The organism is Nitrospirillum guanabarense, assembly GCF_034653355.1.
Lineage (GTDB): Bacteria > Pseudomonadota > Alphaproteobacteria > Azospirillales > Azospirillaceae > Nitrospirillum.
The window spans coordinates 1,295,923-1,320,502 of record NZ_JAYEER010000003.1 but is presented as its reverse complement, the minus strand read 5'-3'; the positions used below and the strand labels follow the sequence as shown (position 1 = coordinate 1,320,502).

General features: G+C 70.5%; 23 protein-coding genes. 18 read left to right on the top strand and 5 right to left on the bottom strand.

Annotated elements, in window-relative coordinates; translation table 11 throughout:
- Entirely contained in the window at positions 1-816 is an 816-nt protein-coding gene (locus UAA55_RS15145; RefSeq protein ID WP_322953736.1) for an AraC family transcriptional regulator, read from the top strand.
- A 119-nt stretch (positions 817-935) separates the two neighbouring features.
- Positions 936-1,625, top strand: a complete 690-nt coding sequence (locus UAA55_RS15140; RefSeq protein ID WP_322953734.1) for an O-methyltransferase — start codon at positions 936-938, stop codon at positions 1,623-1,625.
- Between the two features lie 10 nt (positions 1,626-1,635).
- Here the strand turns inward: UAA55_RS15140 and UAA55_RS15135 are convergent, their stop codons facing one another.
- The gene (locus UAA55_RS15135; RefSeq protein WP_322953733.1) at positions 1,636-2,604 is read right to left on the bottom strand and encodes a sugar phosphate isomerase/epimerase family protein; all 969 of its coding nucleotides are present in this window, start codon (positions 2,602-2,604) and stop codon (positions 1,636-1,638) included.
- A gap of 267 nt (positions 2,605-2,871) precedes the next feature.
- On the opposite strand from UAA55_RS15135, the gene UAA55_RS15130 reads away from it, so the two are divergent.
- Complete coding sequence (locus UAA55_RS15130) at positions 2,872-3,879, top strand: LacI family DNA-binding transcriptional regulator (protein WP_322953731.1); 1,008 nt, start codon at positions 2,872-2,874, stop codon at positions 3,877-3,879.
- A gap of 11 nt (positions 3,880-3,890) precedes the next feature.
- On the opposite strand, the gene UAA55_RS15125 is transcribed toward UAA55_RS15130, so the two are convergent.
- The 4 genes from UAA55_RS15125 to UAA55_RS15110 form a co-directional block, all read right to left on the bottom strand.
- Positions 3,891-4,376 (bottom strand): hypothetical protein, encoded by a 486-nt coding sequence (locus UAA55_RS15125; protein WP_322953729.1) that lies wholly within the window; start codon positions 4,374-4,376, stop codon positions 3,891-3,893.
- Positions 4,373-5,224, bottom strand: coding sequence for an FAD:protein FMN transferase (locus UAA55_RS15120; RefSeq protein WP_322953728.1), 852 nt, complete (start codon positions 5,222-5,224; stop codon positions 4,373-4,375). The genes UAA55_RS15125 and UAA55_RS15120 overlap by 4 nt, the downstream gene beginning before the upstream one ends.
- Positions 5,205-5,726, bottom strand: a complete 522-nt coding sequence (locus tag UAA55_RS15115; RefSeq protein ID WP_322953726.1) for an FMN-binding protein — start codon at positions 5,724-5,726, stop codon at positions 5,205-5,207. The genes UAA55_RS15120 and UAA55_RS15115 overlap by 20 nt, the downstream gene beginning before the upstream one ends.
- 85 nt (positions 5,727-5,811) lie before the next feature.
- On the bottom strand, positions 5,812-6,789 hold the full coding sequence (locus UAA55_RS15110) for a DUF6662 family protein (RefSeq protein ID WP_322953724.1): 978 nt from the start codon (positions 6,787-6,789) through the stop codon (positions 5,812-5,814).
- Between the two features lie 445 nt (positions 6,790-7,234).
- Between UAA55_RS15110 and UAA55_RS15105 the strand changes: the two genes are divergently transcribed.
- The 15 genes from UAA55_RS15105 to UAA55_RS15035 all read left to right on the top strand — a co-directional run bounded on the left by UAA55_RS15105 (position 7,235) and on the right by UAA55_RS15035 (position 24,576).
- Positions 7,235-8,233, top strand: coding sequence for an MBL fold metallo-hydrolase (locus UAA55_RS15105; protein ID WP_322953723.1), 999 nt, complete (start codon positions 7,235-7,237; stop codon positions 8,231-8,233).
- Between the two features lie 139 nt (positions 8,234-8,372).
- Positions 8,373-9,605 carry an MFS transporter gene (locus UAA55_RS15100; RefSeq protein ID WP_322953722.1) on the top strand — a complete coding sequence of 411 codons (1,233 nt, stop codon included), beginning with the start codon at positions 8,373-8,375 and terminating at the stop codon, positions 9,603-9,605.
- A gap of 3 nt (positions 9,606-9,608) precedes the next feature.
- A complete protein-coding gene (locus UAA55_RS15095; protein ID WP_322953721.1) occupies positions 9,609-10,724 on the top strand; it encodes an FAD binding domain-containing protein in 1,116 nt (371 codons plus the stop codon).
- A 5-nt stretch (positions 10,725-10,729) separates the two neighbouring features.
- Complete coding sequence (locus UAA55_RS15090) at positions 10,730-11,818, top strand: HlyD family secretion protein (protein ID WP_322953719.1); 1,089 nt, start codon at positions 10,730-10,732, stop codon at positions 11,816-11,818.
- Positions 11,815-13,377: an MFS transporter gene (locus UAA55_RS15085; RefSeq protein ID WP_322953717.1), complete on the top strand. Its 1,563-nt coding sequence runs from the start codon at positions 11,815-11,817 to the stop codon at positions 13,375-13,377. Before UAA55_RS15090 ends, UAA55_RS15085 begins: the two co-directional genes overlap by 4 nt.
- A 77-nt stretch (positions 13,378-13,454) precedes the next feature.
- Positions 13,455-15,548, top strand: coding sequence for an ATP-binding protein (locus UAA55_RS15080; protein WP_322953716.1), 2,094 nt, complete (start codon positions 13,455-13,457; stop codon positions 15,546-15,548).
- On the top strand, positions 15,473-15,949 hold the full coding sequence (locus UAA55_RS15075; protein ID WP_322953715.1) for a hypothetical protein: 477 nt from the start codon (positions 15,473-15,475) through the stop codon (positions 15,947-15,949). The genes UAA55_RS15080 and UAA55_RS15075 overlap by 76 nt, the downstream gene beginning before the upstream one ends.
- A 147-nt stretch (positions 15,950-16,096) precedes the next feature.
- The gene (locus tag UAA55_RS15070) at positions 16,097-16,657 is read left to right on the top strand and encodes a helix-turn-helix transcriptional regulator (protein ID WP_322953714.1); all 561 of its coding nucleotides are present in this window, start codon (positions 16,097-16,099) and stop codon (positions 16,655-16,657) included.
- A 22-nt stretch (positions 16,658-16,679) separates the two neighbouring features.
- Positions 16,680-17,258 (top strand): hypothetical protein, encoded by a 579-nt coding sequence (locus UAA55_RS15065; RefSeq protein WP_322953713.1) that lies wholly within the window; start codon positions 16,680-16,682, stop codon positions 17,256-17,258.
- Positions 17,156-17,641: an alpha/beta hydrolase fold domain-containing protein gene (locus tag UAA55_RS15060; protein ID WP_322953712.1), complete on the top strand. Its 486-nt coding sequence runs from the start codon at positions 17,156-17,158 to the stop codon at positions 17,639-17,641. Before UAA55_RS15065 ends, UAA55_RS15060 begins: the two co-directional genes overlap by 103 nt.
- 327 nt (positions 17,642-17,968) lie before the next feature.
- Complete coding sequence (locus tag UAA55_RS15055; protein ID WP_322953711.1) at positions 17,969-18,790, top strand: alpha/beta fold hydrolase; 822 nt, start codon at positions 17,969-17,971, stop codon at positions 18,788-18,790.
- Between the two features lie 153 nt (positions 18,791-18,943).
- Positions 18,944-19,546 (top strand): AraC family transcriptional regulator, encoded by a 603-nt coding sequence (locus UAA55_RS15050; RefSeq protein ID WP_322953710.1) that lies wholly within the window; start codon positions 18,944-18,946, stop codon positions 19,544-19,546.
- Between the two features lie 308 nt (positions 19,547-19,854).
- Positions 19,855-21,591, top strand: coding sequence for a ubiquinone-dependent pyruvate dehydrogenase (gene poxB, locus UAA55_RS15045; RefSeq protein WP_322953709.1), 1,737 nt, complete (start codon positions 19,855-19,857; stop codon positions 21,589-21,591).
- 54 nt (positions 21,592-21,645) lie between these two features.
- A complete protein-coding gene (locus UAA55_RS15040; RefSeq protein WP_322953708.1) occupies positions 21,646-21,927 on the top strand; it encodes a hypothetical protein in 282 nt (93 codons plus the stop codon).
- A 72-nt stretch (positions 21,928-21,999) separates the two neighbouring features.
- Entirely contained in the window at positions 22,000-24,576 is a 2,577-nt protein-coding gene (locus UAA55_RS15035; RefSeq protein WP_322953707.1) for an excinuclease ABC subunit UvrA, read from the top strand.
- The last annotated feature ends 4 nt before the right edge of the window (positions 24,577-24,580 follow it).

Here is a 24,580-nt window from a genome sequence, read left to right as displayed (position 1 = left end):
ATGCCTTTTTACAGCGAAGGCGACCCCGACCCGGGAAAGGCGGGGGATTTCGAGCCAGAGACCCTCCCACGCGCCGTCGCGGGCTTTGGCGGCACCATGGTCACCGCGGGCCTGGAGATGCCCCTCCATGTGCATCGGAAGGCGCAGCTGGTCTTAACCCTGCGCGGCATCGTGCGATGCGAGGCCGAGCAAAGCGTCTGGATCGTGCCCCCGCGCTGCGCCGTCTGGATCCCGGGCGAGGTGCCCCACAGCGTGACCGTCGCCGGCAATGTCGAGGTCTATTGCCTGTTCGTGGAACCGGACGCGGCGCCGGGTTTGCCCGGACGGTGCTGCGCCCTGTCGGTCTCACCCTTGCTGGAGCGACTGATCCTGCACGCCAGCCAGATGCCGGCCCTGTACGATACCGACGGGCCCGACGGCCGCATCGCCACCGTGCTGCTGGACCAGCTGTCCCTGGCGCCCATTGAGAAGCTGCACTTCCCCATGCCGGCCGACGCCAAGCTGCGCAAAATCGCCGCCGCCCTGATGACCGACCCGTCCGACCGGGCGACGATAGAGGACTGGGGCCGGCGCATGGCCGCCGCCCCGCGCACCCTGACCCGGATCCTGAAGCGCGAGACGGGCATGAGCTTCGGCCGCTGGCGCCAACAGCTGCACATCCTGATCGCCCTGCAGCGCCTGGACCAGGGGGTGTCGGTGCAGAACGTGGCCCTGGACCTGGGCTATGAGGGCGCCAGCGCCTTCGTCACCATGTTCCGCAAGGCCCTGGGCAAGCCCCCGGCCCGCTATCTGGCGGAGCGCCGCGCCGCTCGGTGATCGCGCGACCGGATATAGCAATATATTGTCTAGTTTGCGGAATACGGCCAAGCCCCCATTCCCTATCCTGGTTCCGACGCCGGCCCTCCGCGCCGGCGGGCTTTCAAAGGAACCAAATCGTGGACTCACTCAGCAGCGGCGTGGTCGCCGATGTTCTCGCACGCCTGCACCAGGAAGCGGAAGCGGCCGACGGGCCGATGGCGCCAACCCTGGAGGAAGCCGGTGGCGCTGAAAACCTGATCAACCAATTCATCGACGCCGAGAACCAGGATCTGCACGGCGTCTATCGCGGGCTGGCGGACAATTTCCTCAGCGTCTCGCCCCAGTTCGGCCGCCTGCTCTACATGTGCGCCCGCGCCTGCAAGGCCCGGCGTATCGTCGAGTTCGGTTCCTCCATGGGCATCTCCGCCATCTATCTGGCGGCGGCACTGCGCGATAACGGCGGCGGCCACCTGATCGGCACCGACCTGGAACCCGGCAAGGCCGCGCGGGCACGGGCCAACGTCGCCGCCGCCGGTTTGGCCGACCTGGTCGAGTTCCGGGTGGGCGATGCCCGCGACACCCTGAGGGACGGTATCGGCGGCGACATCGACCTTGTGATGCTGGACGGGGCCTTCACCCTGTACCTACCCATCCTGAAACTGCTGGAGCCGCACCTGAGGCCCGGCGCGTTCATCATCGGGGAGAACGCGTTCCGCCAAGCGTCAGGCTACATCGACCACGTGCGCGATCCAAGCAACGGCTACCTTTCCCTGCCGTTGTCCTTCGATCCTTGGCGCGGCAACGAACTCACCGTCAGGACGGTGTGATCCCCGCGGATCAAGCCGCCAGCTTGTCCAGGTACCGCGCGCTGATGCGCGCCGCCTCCAGCCTTGGAAGGGCGAAGGGCGGTTCCTGTTCCACATAGAAGTTGCGGACCCCGGCGGCGAAGGCGGCGGGCAGGATACGGCGCCAGTCCATGGTGCCGCCGCCAACCTCCGTCGGGTCCATCTTCAGCCGGGTGTTGGGGACGGTGCCGGCCTTCAGGTCCTTCACATGCATCAGGTGGAAGCGGCCGGGGTGGGCCTGCAGCAGCGCCACCGGGTCCAGGCCGGCCGCCGCCACCCAGCCCGCATCCATCTCCATCCGCACGAGATCCGGGTCGGTCTCGGCCAGCAGGATGTCGTAGCCGGTGACGCTGCCGCCCGAGACGGTGGCGAATTCCGGGTTGTGGTTATGGTAGGCCAGTTGCAGGCCGGCCTTCTTCAGGGCGGCGCCTTTTTCGTTCAGGAAGGCGGCTTGGGCCTTCCAGTCGTCGGCGGTGAACCGCGACGCGACGCGGGCCAGGAAATCACCGAAGCCCTCGCCCGCTTGCGCCCCACCCAGGCGCGCCGGCACGGTGAACATGGGCATGACGATGAACTTCAGCCCGATGGTGTGGGCGTCGCGCGCCAGGGCATCCAGGTCACCGGACAGGCTGGGCGCCGGCACGGCGCCTTGCGCGTTGATGTGGGCGCTTTCGCACACCAGGCCGGCCATCTTCAGCGCCGCCGCCAGTTCACCCGCCGTGTGGCCGTAGAAACCCGGCAGCTCCACCGCGCGATAACCCATGTCCGCCACGGCCTTCAGCGTGCCGGCCAGGTCCTTCTCCACCAGATCGCCCAGGGTGTAGAGCTGCAGGCCGATGGGCAGGCTGTTGCCCTTGAAAAATGGGCCCGGGGCGGCGACGGACAGGCGCGCGAGGTCCAGGCCAGCCATCGCCGCCGCCCCGCCGATGAAGGCGCGGCGGCTGGTTTCCATCGTGATCATGGGTGTTTCCTCGGCGTGTTTTGTTATAGGCCCGCGGATGGTGGTTCACCCCATCCAGGAAACGTTCGAAGGTGGCACCGTCGAATAGATCCTTCCCCGGATGCAGTTCGAAGCATGCGGATCACACCGCCTGACATCACCATCCCTCCCCTGCCGCCCGGTTTGAATCCTGGCGAATGGGGTGAAATCGATTACATAATCTTAGCGATGAAGCCATGTCCTCGCAACTCTTGCAGGCGGCGCGGATCGAAAGCACCCTCCCATCCCATGCCGACCATCCAAGACGTGGCCCGCCGGGCTCGGGTTTCCACCGCCACCGTTTCCCGCGTCCTGAGCACCCCCGGGATGGTCAGCGAGGTGACGCGCGAGCGGGTCATGGCCGCCGTCGACGCCCTGGGTTATGAGCCCAATTACGCGGCCAAGAGCCTGCGCACCCTGCGCACGGCCAAGATCGTGGTGACGGTGCCCGACATTTCCAACCCCTTCTTCTCCAGCGTCATCCGGGGAGCGGAGGAGGCGGCGCAGGCGGCAGGTTATTCCGTGCTGCTGGGCGACACCCGCCACAGGGCGGAGCGGGAGGAGCAGTACGCCGGCATGCTGCGCCGGAAAGAGGCGGACGGCCTGATCTTCCTGGGCCACCGCCTGCCCGACACCCTGGCCGAGCTGATCGCGCGCCAGGGCGCCAAGGCGCCGGTGGTCAACGGTTGCGAGTTCAGCCCCGACCTGGGCGTGTCCAGCGCCCATATCGACAACACGGCCGCCGCGGCGGAGGCCATGCATCTGCTGTACGGCCTGGGCCACCGCACCATCGGCGTCATCACCGGCCCCCTGGCCAGCCCCATCAACCGCGACCGCCTGGAAGGTGTGCGGGCCGCCGCCGCCCGCCATGGCGCCAAGGCGACCCTGCGCATCGCCACCGGCGACTTCTCCGTGGAATCAGGGGAGCGGGAGGCCCACGGCCTGCTCGCCGGCCGCGACGCCCCCACCGCCCTGTTCTGCTTCAGCGATGAAATGGCCATGGGCGCCCTGGCCGCCGCGCGCCGGGCGGGCCGCCGCTGCCCCGACGACCTGTCGCTGGTGGGCTTCGACGACATCCGCTTCGCCCGTTACCTGGACCCGGCGCTGACCACCGTCAGCCAGCCCATGGAGGATCTGGGGCGGGCGGCGGTGGCCCTGCTGCTGGACATCCTGGCTGGCCGGCAAGCCACCCCCCGCTCCGTCATCCTGCCGCACCAGCTGATGGTACGCGACAGCACGGCGCCGGCGCGACGTTAGTCGGCGCGACGTTACCGGGTGCGGCGGCCGGAGCGTAGATGGATCACGCAGGCGGCCACGGCCGCCACCGCCAGCACCTGGTGGCCCCAACTGGCATAGTCGTGCCAGTCCTCATCCCCCAGGTAGTAAAGACCATAACCGGTCAGCACCAGGGTCAGCACGGCAGCGATCAACCCGCCGCCCGACAGGCGGTGGCGCCGCGCCCGCCAGGCCAGGCGGACGTGGTGCGGCAGGACGGAGCCGAAGGCGACCAGCGCCGCCATGACGGCCGCGCCGTGCAGCTTCATGCACCAGGCCTCCACCGACCGCGCGACATGGCCGTCCAGCCCCAGCGGCCCATGCCCATAATGCGCCAGCATCCAGATCAGACCGGTCAGGGCCACCGCGATCATGGCGCGGTGCAGCCACCGCCGATGCCCCCGGCTGAGGCCGAAAGCGGCCCCGCGCACGGTGTGGACCGACGCGGCGGGAACCGTGGCCCCCGTTTGCAGGGTCATGCGGCCATCCTTCCGTCCAGGCGTACCGCTTGGGCCCCGAAATCCTTAAGCCAGGCCGACAACTCCGTGCCGGACAGCATCACGGCCTTGGTCAGCGCGTCCGCCGTGGCGCATTCATCCGCCAGCACGGTGACGCTGGGGCCCACCGCCACGGCCCGGCCGTCGCGCGGGTCGATGATGGGCATGACCAGCCCGTCCAGTGTTGAGCGCGCCGCGTAATAGCCGGCGCTGGTGGCGATGGCGACGTCGGTGAACTCCCCCAGGGACCAGTGACGGCCGGGATCGGCCGGGTCCCGCACCATCACCGGCTGGGGCGTGTCGCCGAACAGGCGCAAATCGCCGCCGGCGTTGACCGCCCCGGCCCGCACACCAGCCAGCCGCAGGGCGTCAACCGCCCGGTCCACGGCATAGCCCTTGGCGATGCCGCCCAGATCCAACCACAGCGGCCGGCCGCTGCAGGCCATGCCGTCGCCCACCACCAGATCGGCGACGCTGCCGCCCCGGGGGGCCACCGCCAGGGGGACCGGCAGGAAGTCCAGCGCCGTCAGCGCTGGCGCCACCGCCGGATCGAACAGGCCGCCCGTCGCCCGGTGGAGCGCCTGGGCGCGGCGCAGCACGTCCGCCGTCCACGGATGCAGGCGGACCGGCAGCCGGTGTCCCAACCGGTTCAGGCGTGACAGCTCGCTGTCCGCGTCATGGAAGCTCATCAGCGCCTGCACCTGGGCGACTGCCGCGAAGGCGGCCGCCAGCGCCGCCTGAACGTCACCGTCACAGGCATCGATGCGCACCTCGACCAGGGTGCCCAGCAGGGGACGGGCGCGGCGCGCCTCAGGGCTTGAGGGCGACATTCCAGGTGGCCAGCAGGCGGCGCACGCCGTCCGTCACATGCTTGGACGACAAGGTGGCGCCGGAGATGTTGGTGATGTCGCGATCCAGCTTCAGCGGGCTGGCGGCCGTCTTGCCGGTGAACTGCGCCCGCCAGTCGTCACCGCGCACCTCATGGCCATAGCTTTCCTTGTATTCCAGAATCTCCAGCCCTTGCACCGCGCCCGCCTTGGTGATGGCCAGGGCGATGGTGATGTACTCGTGCTTGCCCAGCACCTCATCGACGATGAAGGTGCCGCCGTCGGCGGCCCGCCAAGCCTGCACCGTCTTGCTGCGCACATCCACGCCACTCTGGCTTTCGATGGCGTCGGCCTGGGCGCCGGTCAGGGTGACGGGCAGCGCCGTCAGCGCCTGGCCGGGGAAGAGGGCCGCCTGGGCCTGCTCCGTGCTGAGGTAGACGGTGGCTGCCGCCGGCTGGGACAGGACCAAGGCAGGCGCCGCCAGGGCCAGGAGGGGGGCACGCATGGGCAAGGACACTCCCGCGAGGAAACAAGGCCGGCCCCCGGGGATGCCACCATCCCCAGGGCCGGTGGATAGTGGAACGCCGCTGTCAGAAGGTCACGCCGACTTTAAGCCGCAGCCGGCGCCTTTCGAAGTCATCGGCATAGTTCCGGCCGCTCTTCACGACGCCCGGCGACGGGTTGGCCAGATCTTGGGCGAAGGGCAGCTGTTCCAGATAGGTCAGGTTCACGAAGAAGCGCTCAGCACCATAATGGATGGTGGGGCCGGCGTAATAGGCGACGTTGGTGGCCGAGCCCGATGTCCAGAAATGGAAGTTGGAAAACTCGCGCTCATTCTGAAATTCGACGCCGGCGTACCAGTTGGGCGCGAAACGGTAGGAGGCGGCGAGGCCGAAATTGACGTCGGTCTCATGGTCCCAATGCTCCGACGCGTCGTTGGACAGCGGATCGGCGTCCGGGTCGCCGTTCAGACGGCGCAATTCCTGTTCGACCGTGATGTTCGCGGCCACCACCAACTGATCGTCCAGGAAGTTCTTCTGCACGATCAGGCGGGATTCCAGTTCCCGCGTCTTGGGCCCCACCAGGGGTTCCACATACACCGCCAGGCCGATGGGATCGGTGTAGGGGCTGAGCAGGCGCCAGATCACCTCAACCGACGTACCCTCATACTTGGTGCCATGGAAATTGGCGCTGTCGCTGGCGGGGGTGTATTCGGCGAAGGTCTCGGGCACGGCGGTGCTACCGTCCACGCCGTCCTGACGGGCGTGGGTCCAGGCGTAGTTGGCGTAAGCCGCGATTTGCAAATTGTCGCTCAGGCCGTATTCAACCTCCGTCCGGCCCTGCCATAGGCTGAAGTCACCCCCGGCCTTGCCCAGGCGGCCCGTCAGCCACTGCTCCGCCTCGACCTTGCCGGCGGGCAGCAGATCGGTGGTGTAGATGTAGCCGAACAGCGGCTCCCCCGCCTTCGCCAGCGGCGCCATGCCCAGGGCGGCGCCGGCAAGGGCGCAGGCCAGCGCCATCCCGCGCATGCGGGGATGGGACGCGGGGCGCGTCGTCTTGCGCGACATTCTGCCAGGGCTCCTTAAAAGTGCGAATAAGTCGCAGGAGCAATGAATGCATGGGGCGCCGCTGTCAACATCCAGTTTGATATCGCGTCATATTGTCGCAATAGAATGATCTTGCCATCGTGAACGACCCAGGCGGGCGGCGACCAGGTTGGCGACCGCGCGGCCGTTCGGAATGGCGGCCAGCACCTCCGGCGCCAGGGTCCTCGCGTCTTCAATCACGCATCCCCGACAGGGGCGCGGCATTCGCCGCCGCCAGGACGTGGCCACGGTAGCTCCGGCAGCCGACGACGCAAATGTCGCGGTTGCCGCCTTTTAGGACGCGCCCGCCCATGGGCGATCCGCCAACGACACCCAACCGAGCGACAAAAGGACGACGAAAGCGCCAAGACGGGGCCCGGGTTCGCCGTCATCTTCCGCCCATCCCTTCCGTCAATGAGACCACATCATGGCCGGTTCCCCCACGCGCGCCTTGGCGTCCCTGCTTCCCCTGGCGCTCACCACCGCCCTGGCGCTGACAATTCCCACCCCGGCGGCGCGGGCCGCGGCGCCACAAACCCGCACCCAGGCGCCGGGGTTCTATCGGATGATGCTGGGCGACATCGAGGTGACGGCCCTGCTGGACGGCACCCACCCCTTCCCCGTTCATGAGGTCCTGACCGGCGTCACCATGACCGAGACCGATGAATTGCTGGCGGCCGCCGACCTTTCGGCGCCGGTGGAGGGGTCGATCAACGCCTTCCTGATCAACACCGGGACCAGGCTGATCCTGATCGACGCCGGCGCCGGCGTGTTGTACGGCGCCGACGGCGGCCATCTGATGGCCAACCTGCGCGCCTCGGGCTACACGCCCGACCAGGTGGACGAGATTTACCTGACCCATCTGCACCGCGACCATGTCGGCGGGGTGGACCAGGCCGGGCGCATGGCCTTTCCCAATGCCACCGTGCGGGTCAACCGGCGCGACGCCGACTTCTGGCTGAACCCGGCCAACAAGGCCAAGGCGCCAACCTTCCTGGGCCCCATGTTCGACGGCGCCATCGACAGCCTGCGAGCCTATGTCGACGCCGACCGGGTGCGGCCCTTCGACGGCGAGGCCCAGTTGGACCCGGTTATCCAGGCCCTGCCCAGCCCCGGCCACACGCCGGGCCATACCGCCTACCGCGTGCGCGCCCGGGACGGCCAGGCGCTGCTGGTTTGGGGCGACATCGTGCATGTCGCGGCCGTGCAGTTCGCCGACCCTACCGCCACCGTGAAATACGATAGCGACGGGAACGCGGCGGCGCGGGCCCGCGACCGGCTGATGGCGCAGGCGGCCCAGGACGGCAGCTGGATCGCCGCCGCCCATATCGCCTTCCCTGGCCTGGGCCATGTCACCCGTCAGGACGGCACCTATCGCTGGCTGCCGGCCAATTATACGACCGTAGGGTTGACGCAGGCGCGCTGACCCGCAGCGGTGCCGGCCGCGGCGGCGCGCGCCCGTCACCATCCGAGGCACGTTCAAATCCGGCGTGGGGTGTCCAAGCCGCGCGGGCGTGGTTCAGGCATCGTTCGACCATCCGCCCCTTCCCATTCAAGAGCCCCCGATGACCCAAGCCCCCACCCCGGATCTGTCGACGGCGTCCCCGCCGCCGGTCACCGCCGCGCCCGCCCTGACCGGCGCGCTGACCCTGGCCATGGCCGCCGCCTGCGGCATCGCCGTGGCCAACATCTATTACAACCAGCCCATGCTGGGCATCCTGGAGCGGGAATTCGCGGGCTCCCGCCTGGCGGACTTCGTGCCCACCGCCACCCAGCTGGGCTATGCCGCCGGCCTCTTGCTGCTGGTGCCGCTGGGCGACTTGGTGGACCGGCGGCGCTTGATCGTGCTGCAGCTGCTGGCCATCGGCGTCATGCTGGGCCTGGCCGCTCTGGCCCCTTCCGCCACCGGCCTCATCGCCGCCTCGCTGTTCATCGGCCTGCTATCCACCGTGGCGCAGCAGATCGTGCCCTTCGCCGCCACCCTGGCGGCGCCGGAGAAGCGAGGCCATGTCATCGGCGTGGTGATGAGCGGCCTGCTGTGCGGCGTGCTGTTCAGCCGCACGCTGGGCGGCTTCGTCGCCACCCATCAGGGCTGGCGGTCCATGTTCTGGCTGGCGATGCCGCTGGCCTGGGGAACCGCGGCCCTGATGGCGGCGACCCTGCCCCGCCATGCCCCCACCAGCACCCTGGGCTACGGCCAGGCGCTGGCCTCGCTGGCACAGCTGTGGCGGCACCGGCCTGCCCTGCGCGCCGCCGCCCTGACCCAGGGCGCCCTGTTCGCCTCCTTCTCCGCCTTCTGGACCGTGCTGTCGCTACGGCTGGAGCAGCCGGTCTTCAATCTGGGTGCCGACGTGGCCGGCCTGTTCGGTATTATCGGCGCCGTGGGCGTGGTGGCCGCCCCCATCGCCGGCCGCCTGGCGAACCGGCGCGGATCGCACCTGGTGGTGGGCCTGGGCACGGTCGTCACCCTGTTGTCCTGGCTGCTGTTCGGGGCCTGGGCCAACGTCTGGGCCATGGTGGCCGGCGTGGTCATCCTGGATTTCGGCATGCAGAGCGCGCTGGTCTCCAATCAGGCCATCGTGTTCGCCCTGGATCCGCAGGCGCGCAGCCGGCTGAACACCGTCTTCATGGGCAGCATGTTCTTGGGCGGCGCTCTGGGATCCGCCGCCGCCACCGCCGCGTGGAAGGCGGGACAATGGCCCGCCGTCTGCACCCTGGGGGGCGCCCTGGCCATGCTGGCCTTCACCATCCAGGCCATGCTGACCCTACGCCGCCGCCGCGGCCGAAAGGGGGCCTGAGCCATGGCCTCCTTGCGCATCCGCATCGTCGGCGGCTCCATCGGCGGGCTGTCGGCAGCCGCCCTGCTGCGGCAGGACGGGCACGAGGTCCGCATTTACGAGCGGTCGACCAGCGGCCTGACCGGCCGGGGCGCCGGCCTGGTCAGCCAGCGGGAACTGTTCGCCCTGCTGCGTGCCGTGGGATGCGAGCATGTGGCCCGCATCGGCGTGGTCGCGTTCGAGCGCATCTACTTCGACCGTGACGGCGCCATCGCCGAGCGCCACGCCACGCCGCAGACCCAAATCTCCTGGGACCATCTGTACCGCACCTTGCGGGCCGAGGTGCCCGAGGACGATCACGTCCTGGGCCGGGCCGTGAGCGCCGCGACGCAAGGACCGCGGGGCGCCCGCCTGCTGTTCGACGACGGCGGGGACGAAGGGGCCGACCTGGTCATCGGCGCCGATGGCCTGGGATCGGTCGTCCGTCCCGTGGTGACCGGCGGGCCGGCGCCCAACAGCTATGCCGGCTATGTCGCCTGGCGCGGCCTGTTCCCCGAGGACCGGCTGCCGGCGGAGGCGGCCGTGCTGCGTGACCGGTTCGCCTTCTACATGATGCCCCGGTCCCACGCCCTGGGGTACCTGGTGCCCGGACCGGACGGCGAGACGACACCGGGCCGGCGGCGATACAACTGGGTCTGGTACCGGCCGGTGCCGGCGGCGACCCTGGAGGCGACGCTGACCGATACGGAGGGCCGGACCCACCCCCATTCCCTGGCCCCGGGCCAGGTGCGGGCGCAGGCGGCGGCGGCCCTGAGGGCGGACGCCGCGCGGCTGTTGCCGCCGCCCTTCGCCGCCGTGGTGGCGGCGGAGCCGGAGCCCTTCATCCAGGCCATTTTCGATTACGAGGCGCCGGTGATGGCCACGGGCCGTGTCGCCCTGCTGGGCGACGCCGCCTTCGTGGCGCGGCCGCACACCGCCATGGGCGTGGCGAAGGCCGCCGGAGACGCCCTGGCGCTGCGCCGCCACCTGGCCGAGGCGTCCAGCGTCACCGACGCTCTGGCGCTGTACAGTCATGAGCGCTGCGCCGCTGGTTCCGCCATCACCGCCTATGGCCGCCGCCTGGGCGCGGCATTGGAGTGACCGCCATGGACACGACCGTGACCACCCCCTCGCCCACGTCCGCCGGCGTCCGCTGGCTGCCGCCCGTCCTGCGCACCCTGGCCCTCGCCGGGGCCGGCCTGCTGGTCTGGGTGGTGGCCGGGCACTGGGACCGCTGGCTGGGCGGCGCCCGCCACCAGTCCTCATCCGACGCCTACGTCACCGGCGACCTGACGCCCTTGTCTGCCAAGATCGCCGGCTATGTCCAGACGGTGGCGGTGGACGACTTCCAGACGGTGCGCAAGGGCGACCTGATCGCCCAGATCGAGCCGTCGGACTACCAGGCCCAGCTGGACCTGGCCCAGGCCAGCCTGGCCGCGGCCCAGGCGGCACTGGCCAACCTGGCCAACCAGAAGGACGTGCAGCGCGCCCTGGTGCGCCAGGCCGAGGCCGGCATCGCCGGCGCCGACGCCGACGTGACCCGCACCCGGCTGGAGGCGGCACGCCAGCGCGACCTGCTGCGCACCAGGATCGCGGGAACGGAACAGAAGGTGGAGCAGGCCGACGCCGACGCGGCCAAGGCCGTGGCGCAGTCGCAACTGGCCACCGCCCAACTGGCCCAGCAGAAGGCCCAGCTGGCCAGCCTGGACGTGCAGGAGCAGCAGCTGTCGGCGCAAATCCGTAGCGCCGAGGCGCAGCTGGCCCTGGCGCGCAACAACCTGGCCTATACCCGCATCACCGCCCCCGCCGACGGCATGGTGGGCCAGCGCCAGGTGCGCCCCGGGCAATTCGTCAATGTCGGCACGCAGATCATCGGGGTCATGGCCCTGCCCAGGGTGTGGGTGGTGGCCAATTACAAGGAAACCCAGATGACCCATGTGCGGGTGGGCGATCCCGCCACGGTGACGGTGGACGCCTTCCCCGACCTGAAGCTGCGCGGCCATGTCGACAGCTGGTCCCCCGGCACCGGCAGCGTCTTCACCCTGCTGCCACCCGACAACGCCACCGGCAACTTCACCAAGGTGGTGCAGCGCGTGCCGGTGAAGATCGTGCTGGATCCCGTGCCCGCGCTGGGCACCCTGGTCCGGCCCGGCATGTCGGTCGTGTCCACCATCGACGTGGACGAGGGCAAATGAGCACCGCCACCGCGTCCGCCGCACCGCACCCGTGGCCGCCACTGGACGGCGCGCGGGCCTATATCGGCATCCTAGGGGTGCTGCTGGGCGCCCTTCTGTCCACGCTGGGGGCGCGCGCCACCACCTTCGGCCTGAGCGATCTGCGCGGCGACCTGCACGCCGGATTCGACGAAGGGGCCTGGATCACCACCGCCTATGGCGTGGGCCAGATGGTGGTGGGCGTGGCCTGCCCCTATCTGGGCATCGTCTTCAGCGCCCGCCGCGTCCTGTTCACCGGCATCGGCCTGTTCTTCGTGTCCAGCCTGCTGGCGCCGCTGTCGCCCAACCTGACGGCCTATCTGGCCATGCAGTTCCTGTCGGGTCTGGGGGCCGGCACCTTCATCCCCCTGACCATCCGCTTCATCGTCCTTAACCTGCCGGCGCGGCTGACGCTGTACGGCCTGGCCGCCTATGCCATGAATTCGGAATTCTCCCAGAACATCGGCGCGGCGCTGGAGGGCTGGTACGCCGAGAACTGGTCCATCGCCTGGCTGAACTGGCAGTACTGCCTGGTCCTGCCCCTCATGTTCCTGTGCGTGTGGATCGGCGTCCCGCGGGAACCGCTGAATACCGACCTGCTGAAACAGCACGACTGGCCCGGTGTCGCCTATGCCGCCGTGGGCTTCGGCCTGCTGTACGCGGGATTGGACCAAGGCAACCGGCTGGACTGGACGGGCAACGGCCTGGTGGTGGGCCTGCTGGTGGCGGGCGGCCTGATCACCGCCCTGTTCGCGATACGCGAGCTGATCATCAGCCGCCGCCCCTTCCTGAACCTGCGCCTGATGCTGCGCGGCAACCTGTTCCTGCTGATGCTGCTGCTGGCGGGTTTCCGCTTCATCATCCTGTCCACCGCCTACATCATCCCCGTCTATCTGCAGGTGGTGCAGAACTTCCGCGAGCTGCAGGTGGGCCCGGTGCTGCTGTTCATAGCATTGCCCCAGTTCGCCCTGATCCTGCCGCTGGGCTGGCTGCTGGCGCGGGTGGATGGCCGCTGGGTGCTGGCCGTTGGCGCCCTGCTGATCGCCGTCGCCTGCCTGCAGGCCACCAGCCTGACCGGCCAGTGGGCCACCCTGGACTTCCTGCCGTCCCAGGCCTTGCAGGCGGTGGGGCAGTGCCTGGCGCTGACGGCCCTGGTGGTGCTGGTGGTGCGGAACATCACGCCGGCCGACGCCATCTCCATCGGCGCCCTGTTACAGGCCGCCCGCCTGTTCGGTGGCGAGATCGGCGTCGCCTTCATGCAGACCTTCGTGCGCATGCGCGAACAGCTGCATTCCAATCTGCTGGGCCTGCATGTCGACCCCTTGGCCGGCGCCACCGCCGACCGCCTGGCCCGGTCCCAGGCCGTGCTGTCCGCCCATGGCGTGGACCCCGTGTCCGGCGCCACCCGGCTGCTGGCCAGCGCGGTGGCGCAGCAGGCCTCGGTCCTGGCCTATATCGACGGCTTCGCGGCGGCGGCGGCCGGCGCCTTTGCCTGCATCGCTCTGGCCGCCTGGCTGCGCCCGCCGCCGGCCAAGGCTTGAAGGCGAGGTAGGTTTGTGCGTAAAACGCTGAAATAAAAGGATGATTGCGTCATGCGGTTTGGGGGTTGGCGGTTCGGATGATGAACGAGCAGGGCGTACGCTACACCTTCGGCAGCTTCACCTTCGACGTGCCGCAGATGACGCTGGCCAAGGCGGGGCAGCCGGTGAAGCTGGGCGGCCGCGCCGCCAACCTGCTGGCCGTGCTGGCCGCCGCCGGGGGCGGGCTGGTGACCCGCGACCGCCTGCTGGCCGAGGTCTGGCCCGGCCAGGCCATCGACGAAAGCGCCGTGCGCGTGCACCTGTCCGGCCTGCGCAAGGCCCTGGGCGATGACGGCCTGGTGGTGAACGAGGCCGGGCGCGGCTATCGCCTCACCCTGCCTGTCACCCGCAACGCCCCGGCCCAGACACCGGCGGTGGAGGTCCCCAGCCGCCCGGCCCCCGCCCGCCCGCCCGTCGAACCGCCGGCGCCCCGCCCCCTGGTGCACTTGCTGGGACGGTCGGAGATCGTGGCCACCCTGGCGGCGGAACTGCCGGAGCGGCGCTTCCTGACCCTGGCCGGCCCGGGCGGCATCGGCAAGACCTCCGTCGCCCTGGCCACGGCGGCGGCGCTGGCCCAGATGGCCACCGTGCGCTTCGTCGACCTGGCGCCCGTGTCCGACGCGGCGTGGGTGGAGGGCACCCTGGCCACCGCGCTGGGTCTGCCCGCCTCAGGCGTGGACTGCTTCGCCGCCATCGCGGCCGCCCTGTCCGCCAGTCCCAGCCTGCTGCTGCTGGACAATTGCGAGCACCTGGTGGACGCCGTGGCCGACCTGGCGGAGCGGCTGTTGCTCGCCGTGCCCGGCCTGCTGATCCTGGCCACCAGCCGGGAGCCGCTGCGCGCCGCCGGCGAATGGGTGCACCGCCTGCCGGCCCTGCCCATCCCCGACGGCCAGGCCCAGGACGCGGCCACCGTGCTGTCCTATCCCGCCGCCGCCCTGTTCTTCGAGCGGGCGCGGGCCGTGCGGTCCGACTTCGCCGTGGACGACGCGACCGCCCCCGCGCTGGCCGAGATCTGCCGCCGCCTGGACGGCATCCCCCTGGCCATCGAGCTGGCCGCCGCCCGCGTCGACCTCATGGAGCTGCCGGAACTGGCCAGCCGCCTGCACGACCGGCTGAACCTGCTGACGCGCGGCCGGCGTACCGCCCTGCCCCGCCACCGCACCCTACGCGCCGCCCTGGACTGGAGCTATGAGCTGCTGGCACCGGAGGAGAAGGTGCTGCTGATCAGCCTGTCGGTGTTCCGCGCCGGCTTCGACGCGGCGGACGCCCGAGGGCTGACCGGCGGCGGGGAGATGGAGGTGCTGGACGGCCTGGCCGACCTGGTTGCCAAGTCCCTGGTGGTCAGCAGCCGCGAGGGTGGTGCCGCCCGCTACCGCCTGCTGGACACCACCCGCTATTACGGGCATGAGCGCCTCGCCGACACCGGCATGGACGGCCGCATCCGCGCCGCCCATGCCCGCCACATGATCTCGCTGTTCAGCGATGCCCAGGCCTCGTGGGAGGGCAAGGCACCGCGTGACTGGCTGGCCACCCACAGCCGCCGTATCGATGACGTGCGCGGCGCCCTGGACTGGGCGGTGGGCGAAGGCGGCGACATCGGCCTGGGCCTCACCCTGATCGTCGCCAGCGCCTCGCTGTGGTTCCACCTGTCGCTGCCGCACGAGTTCCTGGGCCGGGCGGAGCGCATCCTGGCCATTCTGGATGAACAGGGCGCCGCCGATCCGGCACGGCGTGTGGAACTGCTGGCCGCCTACGGCCATGCCCTGTGGCACACCCGGGGGCCCGTACCGGAAATGGGCCAGGCCTTCCGCCAGGCGCTGGCTATCGCGGAGAGCATCGGCAACGAGGGCCTGGCGCGCCGCGCCCAATGGGGCATTTGGGCCTACCACACCCTGGCCGGCGCTTACGCGGACAGTCTGGCGGCGGCCGAGGCGTTCGCCGCCCGCGTGGGGCCCGAGGGTGGACTGACGGAGCGGCTTACGGGCATGCGCATGCGCGCCATGTCCCACCATTTCCGGGGGAACACGCGGCAGGCCTGGCGTTGCTGGAAACGGTCATGGCCGCCGATGCCGATCCGGTGCGCGTCAACCTGGCCAACCATGCCCAGGTGGATGCCACGCTGGCCGCCTTGACCCTGCTGATGCGCCTGCGCTGGGCCATGGGGGACGTAGACGCCGCCCTGGACTTGGCGCGCGCGGCGGCGGAGGACGCCACATCCATCGATCACGCCCTGTCGTTGTGCTACTGCCTGGCCATCGGCGCCATCCCTGTGGCCATTGCCGCCGGGGAGAGGGATCTCGCCACCGGCTGGATCGACAGGTTGGCCCAGCGCACCACCCGCCACGCCCTGGACCACTGGAACATCTTTGTCCATGGCTATGGCGCCGCCCTGGGCCGATTGGGGACCCACACCATCGCCACCGCCAGCGCCATGCAGGTTGAGATGTTCGCCGTGGCCGGCAACGCCGAGGCACGGGCCATGGTCCTGGCGCGACCGGAGCCCCGCGCCGGCTGGCACGGGCCCTTGCTTTAACACCCCGGCTTAACGGCGTGGGGACGGTACACAACGCTTCACATCGCTTAACTCCCAGCCTGACGGTCGCCTGACCGACACTGCCTTCATCACGGTCCCCCGCCCGACATGCCCGCGGAAGGGGACGCCCACCGGATGGAGGAAGACATGACCGCCCCTGCCGCCGCCCTGGACGCCTTTCACACCCTGGCCGGCCTGCCCCCCGCCGGCTTCCCAGCCGCCAGCCACCTGGCCACCGTCGCCCGCCTGCTGGAAGAGGCCATGCACGCCGTGGAGCATGACGTGGCCCAGGCGCGCGACCGCATCGTCAAGGTGCGCGACCTGCTGCTGCACCGCCCGCAGGAAGAGGCGGCGCGCGGCGGCCTGGCGCCCTGGCAGGCCCGCCGCGTGGCGGCCCTGGTGGAGCGGCGGCTGGACGGCACCCTGTGCAACGAAGACCTGGCCGCCGAGGCCAAGCTCAGCACCAGCCATTTCTGCGCCGCCTTCCGCCAGACCTTCGGCATGTCGCCGCACGCCTTCGTCGTCAGCCGGCGGGTGGAACGGGCCAAGGCCCTGATGCTGGACACCGATGACGCCCTGGCCGAGATCGCCGACGCCTGCGGCTTCGCCGACCAGGCGCATCTGAGCCGCCTGTTCCGCCAGGCCACGGGCAGCAGCCCCGCCAGCTGGCGCCGCGCCAACGCCGTCGACGTCTCCCTGATCGCCTGATCCCCGCTTCCGGACAGTTCCCATGACCCACGACCCGCCCATCCGGAGCCCCCGGCTGGACTCCGCCGCGCAATGCCTGACCCTGGATCCGGGGGTGCAAAGCTTCCTCGACCGCGCGGTGGAGGCGGACTTGCTGCCCTACGCCCCCGGCCTGGACCCGGCCGCGCGCCAGGACATCGCCGCGCGCCTGCAGGTGGCGGCCCCGCCGCCGGATGGCCCCGTCACCCGCGTGGCCGTACCGGGCGCCGAGGCGATATCGGTGCGCCTTTGCCGCCCCGGCCAAATCCGAGGGCGCGGGGCACCGGTGGTCTTCTACCTGCACGGCGGCCTGTGGGCCCTGGGTGGCTGGAACACCCACGGCGCGGCCGCCGCCGCACTGGCCCGGGCCTGCGGCGCCGCCCTGGTCTTCGTCGACCACGGCCGGGTCCCCGCCGCCCAGGCCCTGAAGCAGGCGCGACCGCCCTGGACTGGACGCGCGCCCAGGCCCCAACCCTTGGGTTGGATCCCGCGCGCATGGCCGTGGCCGGCGACGGCAGCGGCGGGGCCATGGCGGCGCTGCTGGCCGCTAGCCTGCCGCCCAGCGAGGGCTTTCGCCTGCTGATGCTGTTCCACCCCCTGCTGGGGCCGGCCGCGCCCGATGCGCCATCCTCCCCGTGGCTGGACCATTGCGACCTGCCGGCGCTGATGGCCCAAGCCTTCCCCGGGCAGCCGGCCTGGGCCGGCCTGTCGCCCCTGGACCTGCCCCTGGAGCGGCTGCGCCGCCTGCCACCCACCCTGATCCTGACGGCGGAGGCGGACCTGGCCCGTGAGGGCGGCGAAGCGCTGGCCCACCGCCTGATGCGGGCGGACGTGGAGACCAGCGCCCTGCGGTTGATGGGCACCATCCACGACTTCTTCTGGCTGGAAGGGCTGGCGGACACCGCCCCCACCCTATCCGCCCTGGCCGTGGCACGGAGCGCGCTGGCCGACGCCTTCGGCCGCTGATCCCGTCCCATCCGCGACGATCTTCGAGGGAGAGCCCGATGGCGACCAACGCCCCCGCCTTGCGCGTCCTGCTGGCCCTGGCCGGCACCTGCACCGGTCCAGGGCGGTGACGCCCTGCTGCTGGCCCAGGTCGACTGGCTGGTGCCGCGCCTGCGGACCTGGGCCTCGGCGAACTGGGTGCAGGGCGACCGGGCGCGGAGAGGGAAGAAAGAGGGGAGGTTGCCGCTGACAGGCGGAGAATCCGGACAGACGCCCGCCTTTCCTTCAATCCCGCCAGGCTGAGGGCCGGTACCGTCCCCCCACCTCCCACGAGACCGAGGAAATCCCATGAGCATCCTGACCCTGCGCGACGGCACCGACCTCTATTACAAGGACTGGGGACATGGCCAGCCGGTCCTGTTCAGCCACGGCTGGCCGTTGAGCGCCGACATGTGGGAATACCAGATGCTGCATCTGGCCCGGAACGGCTACCGCGCCGTGGCCTTCGACCGCCGGGGTTTCGGCCGGTCCAGCCAGCCCTGGGACGGCTATGACTACGACACCCTGGCCGACGACGTCGCCCGACTGATCGAGCATCTGGACCTGAGGGACATGGTGCTTGTGGGCTTTTCCATGGGCGGCGGCGACGTCGTGCGTTATCTGACCCGCCACGGCGCGGATCGGGTGGCCAAGCTGGCGCTGGTCAGCGCCGTGACGCCCTTCTTCCTGAAGACCGACGACAATCCCGAGGGCATGCCGGCCGAGGGCTTCGCGGGCATGCGCGACGCCCTCGCCAACGACCGCCCCCAGTTCGTGGCCGATTTCAGCACCCTTTACTTCGGCACCAACCGGCCCGGGTCCGCCGTGTCGCAAGGCATCCTCGACCAGACGCTGCAAATCGCGGCGCAAGCGTCCATCAAGGCCACCATCGACTGCGTCACCGCCTTTTCCGAAACCGACTTCCGGCGCGAGATGGCGGACATCCGCCTGCCCACCTTGATCATCCATGGCGACGACGACCAGACGGCACCCATGGGTCCGACCGCGCTCGCCACCGCGCGCCTGATCCCGGGGGCCCAGCTGAAAATCTATCCCGGCGCGCCGCACGCCACCTGCACCACCCACAAGGATCAGGTGAACGCCGACCTGCTGGCCTTCCTTCGCGACTGAGGCCCGGCGAATGCGGGGGCGTGATGGTTTTCTTTCGGAACCCTTCGCGCCACAAACCTACGTAGGGGGGTGGCAAACCTAGGTATGGGATGTCCCGCGACGGACGAAGGAGCACCGTAGCGACGTCAACACGCCCTGCCAGGAGCCTGTCCCATGCAAACGCACCTCCAGACCCAGACGCGGCCCGTTCCCTTCCCCCCGCAGTCCCAGGCCGCCCCCTGGGACGACCGCCGCATCGTCACGCTGCTCACCGCCGCCCAGGCGGCGCTGGACCACGACCTGGAGCGGGCGCGCGGCTGCCTGGACCAGCTGGCCGCGCTGCTGGACGGCACGGACAGGACGCCGGTGGACGAGGCCATCCTGCTGCCGGCGGCACCCACCGCCGACACCGGGGCCAACAGGGGCGGCCTGGCGCCCTGGCAGCTGCGCTGCGTCATGGGTCACATCCAGGCCAACCTGGCCCACCCCCTGCCGGTGGACCAGCTGGCCGGCCTGGCCAACCTCAGCACCAACCACTTCACCCGCGCCTTCCGCGCCAGCGTCGGCGAAACGCCGCACACCTACGTGGTGAGGCGCCGCGTGCGCCAGGCCCAGATCCTGATGCTGACCACCGACCAACCGTTGAGCGAGATCGCCTACGGCTGCGGCATGGCCGACCAGGCGCACCTGACCCGGCTGTTCCGCCAGTTCGTGGGCGAGACGCCGTTGCGCTGGCGCCGCACCTGGCGCCGCCCGCCGCACAGCCTGGATAATTGAGGCCGTCCGTTCCGCTTTCCGGCGTGGGTCGCAGCGTTCCAGGCAACGGGCGGCCCTTGCCCGCCTAACCTTCAAAGCACCGGCACCTCCGACAAGACCGACACCCGCGCAAAGGGAAAGATCGGGATCATCCACATCGCTGACGGCGATAGGGCGCGCCGTGGCCTGAGGAGCGGCGCGCCCGGCGAGGTTGCCCGGGCGCTGCGGGACGAGACGCCGCTGCACGTCGTGAACCGCAAGGTCCTGGGGAACCCATGCCCCCGGGGTCCGTTTGCCCCTGATCCGCCCTCATGAGGAGACCGCCGCCCATGTCCATGACCGTTGCCGACCAATTCGCCGCCACGCTGGCCGCCGCCGGCGTCAAACGCATCTACGGGGTCGTAGGCGATAGCCTGAACGGCCTGACCGACGCCTTGCGCCGGCGGGGCGACATCACATGGATCCCCGTGCGGCATGAGGAGGTGGCGGCCTTCGCCGCCAGCGCCGACGCCCACCTGACGGGCACCATCGCCGTTTGCGCCGGCAGCTGCGGGCCGGGCAACCTGCACCTGATCAACGGGCTGTTCGACTGCCACCGGTCTCGCGTGCCCGTGCTGGCCATCGCCGCCCACATCCCCTCGCCCGAGATCGGATCCGGCTATTTCCAGGAAACCCATCCCCAGGACCTGTTCCGGGAATGCAGCCATTATTGCGAGCTGGTGTCCGACCCGGCGCAGATGCCGCGCAGCCTGGAGATCGCCATCCGTACCGCCATCGGCGAGCGGGGCGTTTCCGTCGTCGTCATTCCCGGCGACATCGCCCTGAAGGAGGCGGCGACGGAGACGCGACCCAAGCCCGCCGGCCTGGTGCCCAAGCCGCCCCTGGTGGTGCCGGCGGACGCGGAGCTGGACGCCCTGGCCGATCTGCTGAACCGCAGCGGCCGCGTCACCCTGCTGTGCGGCTCGGGCTGCGCCGGTGCCCATGATGCCGTGGTGGCGCTGGCGGAAGCGCTGAAAGCTCCCATCGTCCACGCCCTGAAAGGCAAGGAGCATGTGGAATACGACAATCCCTACGACGTGGGCATGACCGGCCTGATCGGCTTTTCCTCCGGCTATTACGCCATGCTGGACACCGACATGCTGCTGATGCTGGGCACGGACTTCCCCTACCACCAGTTCTACCCCAAGGGGGCCGGCGTGGCGGTGGCGCAGGTCGACATCCGCCCCGGGCAACTGGGCCGGCGGGCTTCGCTGGACCTGGGCGTGGTGGGCGATGTCGGCGCCACGGCGCGCGCCCTGTTGCCACGCTTGGCCCCCAAGACGGACGGTGCCCATCTGGAAAAGGCGGTTCGGCACTACCGCCGCGCGCGGGCGGACCTGGATGCCTTGGCCGCCTCCGACGCCGGCGGCGGCGTCATCCACCCGCAGCAGGTGGCCAAGGCGGTCAGCGACCTGGCGGCCGACGACGCCATCTTCACCTTCGACGTCGGCCTGCCCACCGTATGGGCGGCGCGCTACCTGGCCATGAACGGCCGGCGGCGTCTGATCGGTTCGCTCTGGCACGGGTCCATGGCCAACGCCATGCCCATGGCGCTGGGCGCCCAGGCGGCCTTCCTTGGCCGGCAGGTGGTGTCCCTGTCCGGCGACGGCGGCTTCACCATGCTGATGGGCGACCTGTTGACCTTCAAGCAGCGGCGGCTGCCGGCCAAGATCATCGTCTTCAACAACGGCGCCCTGGGCTTCATCGAGGTGGAGCAGAAGTCCACCGGCTTCCTGCCCTTCGGCACCGGCCTGGACAACCCCAACTTCGCCGCCCTGGCGGAGGCGGTGGGCATCAAGGGCATCCGCCTTGAACGCCCCTATGAGGTGGAACCCGGCCTGCGCGAGGCCTTCGCCCATGATGGCCCCGTGCTGGTGGACGCGGTGGTGGCACGCACCGAACTGCCCATTCCGCCGGCCATCAACGCCGAAATGGCCAAGGGCTTCACCCTGTACATGCTGAAGGCGGTGATGAGCGGCCGGGGCGACGAGTTGGTGGACCTGGCCAGGACCAACCTCTGGCGGTAAGGCCTTTGCCCGCCTTCCCCCGGGCCTCTACAGTGCGTCCGGGGGGATCGGGGAATGGATCGGAACGAGAGGCTCCCGCGCCATCTGCTGGGCCAAGCGCACGCTGGAGATTTTCGACCGGCTGGGTGTCGTCGGGCCCATGGTGGACAGGGGCGTCACCTGGAAGGTGGGGCGCCCGTCCACCATGGGCCCCGCCAGGTCTACGCCTTCGACCTGCTGGATCATCTGGGCCGGGGCTTCATCCTGCTGGCCGTGGGCGACGTGCCCCTGATGCTGGCCGCCATCGAGCGGGCACGGACGGCGCTGCCCCACCAAGGTTGCCACGACCAAGGTTGAATGCCACCGGCCGGTCGGCTGTGGCACCTTGGTCCTGGTCCGGGACATGTGCCCCGGCGCGAGGAGGCACGGATGCACGACCGTCATGATCCCGAAGACGCCGGCCAACTCGGCACGGCCAAGGACGGCTTCGTCCGGGTGCGCGGCGCGCGGGAGCATAACCTGAAGAATGTCGACGTGGACATTCCGCGCGACGCGCTGGTGGTGTTCACCGGCGTCTCCGGCTCCGGCAAATCCTCCCTGGCGTTCAGCACGCTTTATGCCGAGGCGCAGCGCCGCTACTTGGAATCGGTGTCGCCCTACGCCCGCCGCCTGTTCCACCAGATGAGCGTGCCGGACGTGGACGCCATCGAGAGCCTGCCGCCGGCCGTGGCCCTGCAGCAGCAGCGCGGGTCGCCCACCGCGCGCTCCTCCGTCGGCAGCGTCACCACCCTGTCCAACCTGCTGCGCATGCTGTACTCGCGCGCCGGCGACTACCCGCCAGGCCAGCCGCACCTGGAGGCGGAGGCCTTCTCCGCCAACACGCCGGAGGGAGCCTGCCCCACCTGCCATGGCCTGGGCCGGGTGCATGAGGTGACGGAGGCGAGCATGGTGCCGGACCCGTCGCTGACCATCCGCGAACGGGCGGTGGCCGCCTGGCCCACGGCCTGGGGCGGGCAGAACCTGCGCGACATCCTGATCACGCTGGGCATCGACGTCGACACGCCCTGGCGCGACCTGCCCCGGGAGACGCGCGACTGGATCCTGTTCACCGAGGAACAGCCCGAGGTGCCGGTCTATCCAGGGTTCAACGCCGCCGAGGTGAAGGAGGCCATCCGCCGAAAGCTGCCGCCCAACTACATGGGCACCTTCTCCAGCGCCCGCCGCCACGTCATGCACAGCTTCGCCACCACGCACAGCGCCATGATGAAGAAGCGCGCGGCCAGCTTCATGGTCGGCAGCCCCTGCCCCACCTGCGCCGGCCGCCGCCTGCGGCCGGAATCGCTGTCCGTGACCTTCGAAGGCCGGGACATCGCGGCCATGGGCCAACTGCCCCTGAAGCGCATCGCCGGCCTGTTCGGCCCTTACGCCGAGGACGGGTCCGACCGGCTGGCGGCGTTGCGCCGGACACGGCCCGAAACCGCCCTGGTCATCACCCGGATCGCCGCCGACCTGTGCCGGCGCCTGGCCGTGCTGATGGATCTGGGCCTGGGCTACCTGACGCTGGAGCGCGGCACACCCACCCTGTCGCCGGGGGAATTGCAGCGCCTGCGGCTGGCGACGCAGGTGGTCTCCAACCTCTTCGGCGTGGTCTATGTGATGGACGAGCCGTCGGCCGGCCTGCATCCGGCCGATACCCAGGCGCTGCTGCGCGCGCTGGACGGGCTGAGGGCTGTGGGCAATTCCCTGTTCGTGGTCGAGCATGACCTGGACGTTGTGCGCCATGCCGACTGGATCGTCGATGTCGGCCCCGCCGCCGGCGAGGGCGGCGGCCAGATCCTTTATAGCGGCCCGCCGCAGGGACTGCGCCGGGTGGCGGGGTCGGAGACCGCCCGCCATCTGTTCGCGGAACGCCAGGACCAAGGGCGGACGCGACGGGAACCCCAGGGCTGGCTGCGTCTGGCCGGCGTCACCCGCAACAACCTGGCCGGCGTGGACTGCGCCTTCCCCCTGGGGGTCATGACCACGGTCACCGGCATTTCCGGTTCCGGCAAGTCCAGCCTGGTCAGCCAGGCCTTGGTCGACCTGGTGGCCAAGGCCCTGGGCGCGCCGGTCGCGGTGGAGGAGCCGCCGGCCGACGCCGAGGCCATGCTGGAACAGGAACCGGTGGCCGAGACCGAGGGCCGCATCGAGGGCGGGCCCAAGGATGCGCTGGGCGGCATCAAGCGCCTGATCCGGGTGGACCAGAAGCCCATCGGCCGCACGCCCCGGTCCAACCTGGCGACATACACCGGCCTTCTGGACCATGTGCGCACCCTGTTCGCGGAGACGCCCGAGGCCAGGCGGCGGCGTTACGATGCCGGCCGCTTCTCCTTCAACGTGGCCAAGGGGCGCTGCCCCCGTTGCGAGGGCGAGGGCTTCGTCATGGTGGAGCTGCTGTTCCTGCCCAGCGTCTACGCGCCCTGTCCCGTCTGCCACGGCACCCGCTACAACGCCCAGACGCTGCAGATCACCTATCGCGGCAAGACCATCGCCGACGTGCTTGGCCTGACGGTGGCGGCGGCGTCCGACTTCTTCCACGACGTGCCCGCCGTGCGCCGGTCGCTGGACGTGCTGCGCCAGGTGGGCCTCGATTACCTGCGCCTGGGCCAGCCGGCCACCGAGTTCTCCGGCGGTGAGGCGCAGCGCATCAAGCTGGCGACGGAGCTGCAGCGGGCGCAGCGGGGTGGCGCCCTGTATGTGCTGGATGAGCCCACCACCGGCCTGCACCCCACGGATGTGGAGCGGCTGGTGGCCCAGCTGGACGCCCTGGTCGCGGCCGGCAACACCGTGGTGGTGGTGGACCACGACATGGGCATGGCGGCGGCCAGCGACTGGGTGATCGACATCGGCCCGGGCGCCGGCGACGAGGGCGGGCGCGTGGTGGCGGCCGGGCGGCCGGAAACGGTGGCGGCTTCGCCCGACAGCCGGACGGCGCCGCACTTGCGGCCTTTCCTGCCCCTGGGTTAGGGAA

What these genes read in the sequence shown, in the direction of transcription:
- UAA55_RS15145 (WP_322953736.1), top strand. Translation starts at nt 1, where the DNA reads ATGCCTTTTTACAGCGAAGGCGACCCCGACCCGGGAAAGGCGGGGGAT.
- UAA55_RS15135 (WP_322953733.1), bottom strand. Translation starts at nt 2,604, where the DNA reads ATGATCACGATGGAAACCAGCCGCCGCGCCTTCATCGGCGGGGCGGCG.
- UAA55_RS15130 (WP_322953731.1), top strand. Translation starts at nt 2,872, where the DNA reads ATGCCGACCATCCAAGACGTGGCCCGCCGGGCTCGGGTTTCCACCGCC.
- UAA55_RS15125 (WP_322953729.1), bottom strand. Translation starts at nt 4,376, where the DNA reads ATGACCCTGCAAACGGGGGCCACGGTTCCCGCCGCGTCGGTCCACACC.
- UAA55_RS15120 (WP_322953728.1), bottom strand. Translation starts at nt 5,224, where the DNA reads ATGTCGCCCTCAAGCCCTGAGGCGCGCCGCGCCCGTCCCCTGCTGGGC.
- UAA55_RS15115 (WP_322953726.1), bottom strand. Translation starts at nt 5,726, where the DNA reads ATGCGTGCCCCCCTCCTGGCCCTGGCGGCGCCTGCCTTGGTCCTGTCC.
- UAA55_RS15110 (WP_322953724.1), bottom strand. Translation starts at nt 6,789, where the DNA reads ATGTCGCGCAAGACGACGCGCCCCGCGTCCCATCCCCGCATGCGCGGG.
- UAA55_RS15105 (WP_322953723.1), top strand. Translation starts at nt 7,235, where the DNA reads ATGGCCGGTTCCCCCACGCGCGCCTTGGCGTCCCTGCTTCCCCTGGCG.
- UAA55_RS15100 (WP_322953722.1), top strand. Translation starts at nt 8,373, where the DNA reads ATGACCCAAGCCCCCACCCCGGATCTGTCGACGGCGTCCCCGCCGCCG.
- UAA55_RS15095 (WP_322953721.1), top strand. Translation starts at nt 9,609, where the DNA reads ATGGCCTCCTTGCGCATCCGCATCGTCGGCGGCTCCATCGGCGGGCTG.
- UAA55_RS15090 (WP_322953719.1), top strand. Translation starts at nt 10,730, where the DNA reads ATGGACACGACCGTGACCACCCCCTCGCCCACGTCCGCCGGCGTCCGC.
- UAA55_RS15085 (WP_322953717.1), top strand. Translation starts at nt 11,815, where the DNA reads ATGAGCACCGCCACCGCGTCCGCCGCACCGCACCCGTGGCCGCCACTG.
- UAA55_RS15080 (WP_322953716.1), top strand. Translation starts at nt 13,455, where the DNA reads ATGATGAACGAGCAGGGCGTACGCTACACCTTCGGCAGCTTCACCTTC.
- UAA55_RS15075 (WP_322953715.1), top strand. Translation starts at nt 15,473, where the DNA reads ATGGCCGCCGATGCCGATCCGGTGCGCGTCAACCTGGCCAACCATGCC.
- UAA55_RS15070 (WP_322953714.1), top strand. Translation starts at nt 16,097, where the DNA reads ATGACCGCCCCTGCCGCCGCCCTGGACGCCTTTCACACCCTGGCCGGC.
- UAA55_RS15065 (WP_322953713.1), top strand. Translation starts at nt 16,680, where the DNA reads ATGACCCACGACCCGCCCATCCGGAGCCCCCGGCTGGACTCCGCCGCG.
- UAA55_RS15055 (WP_322953711.1), top strand. Translation starts at nt 17,969, where the DNA reads ATGAGCATCCTGACCCTGCGCGACGGCACCGACCTCTATTACAAGGAC.
- UAA55_RS15050 (WP_322953710.1), top strand. Translation starts at nt 18,944, where the DNA reads ATGCAAACGCACCTCCAGACCCAGACGCGGCCCGTTCCCTTCCCCCCG.
- poxB (WP_322953709.1), top strand. Translation starts at nt 19,855, where the DNA reads ATGTCCATGACCGTTGCCGACCAATTCGCCGCCACGCTGGCCGCCGCC.
- UAA55_RS15040 (WP_322953708.1), top strand. Translation starts at nt 21,646, where the DNA reads ATGGATCGGAACGAGAGGCTCCCGCGCCATCTGCTGGGCCAAGCGCAC.
- UAA55_RS15035 (WP_322953707.1), top strand. Translation starts at nt 22,000, where the DNA reads ATGCACGACCGTCATGATCCCGAAGACGCCGGCCAACTCGGCACGGCC.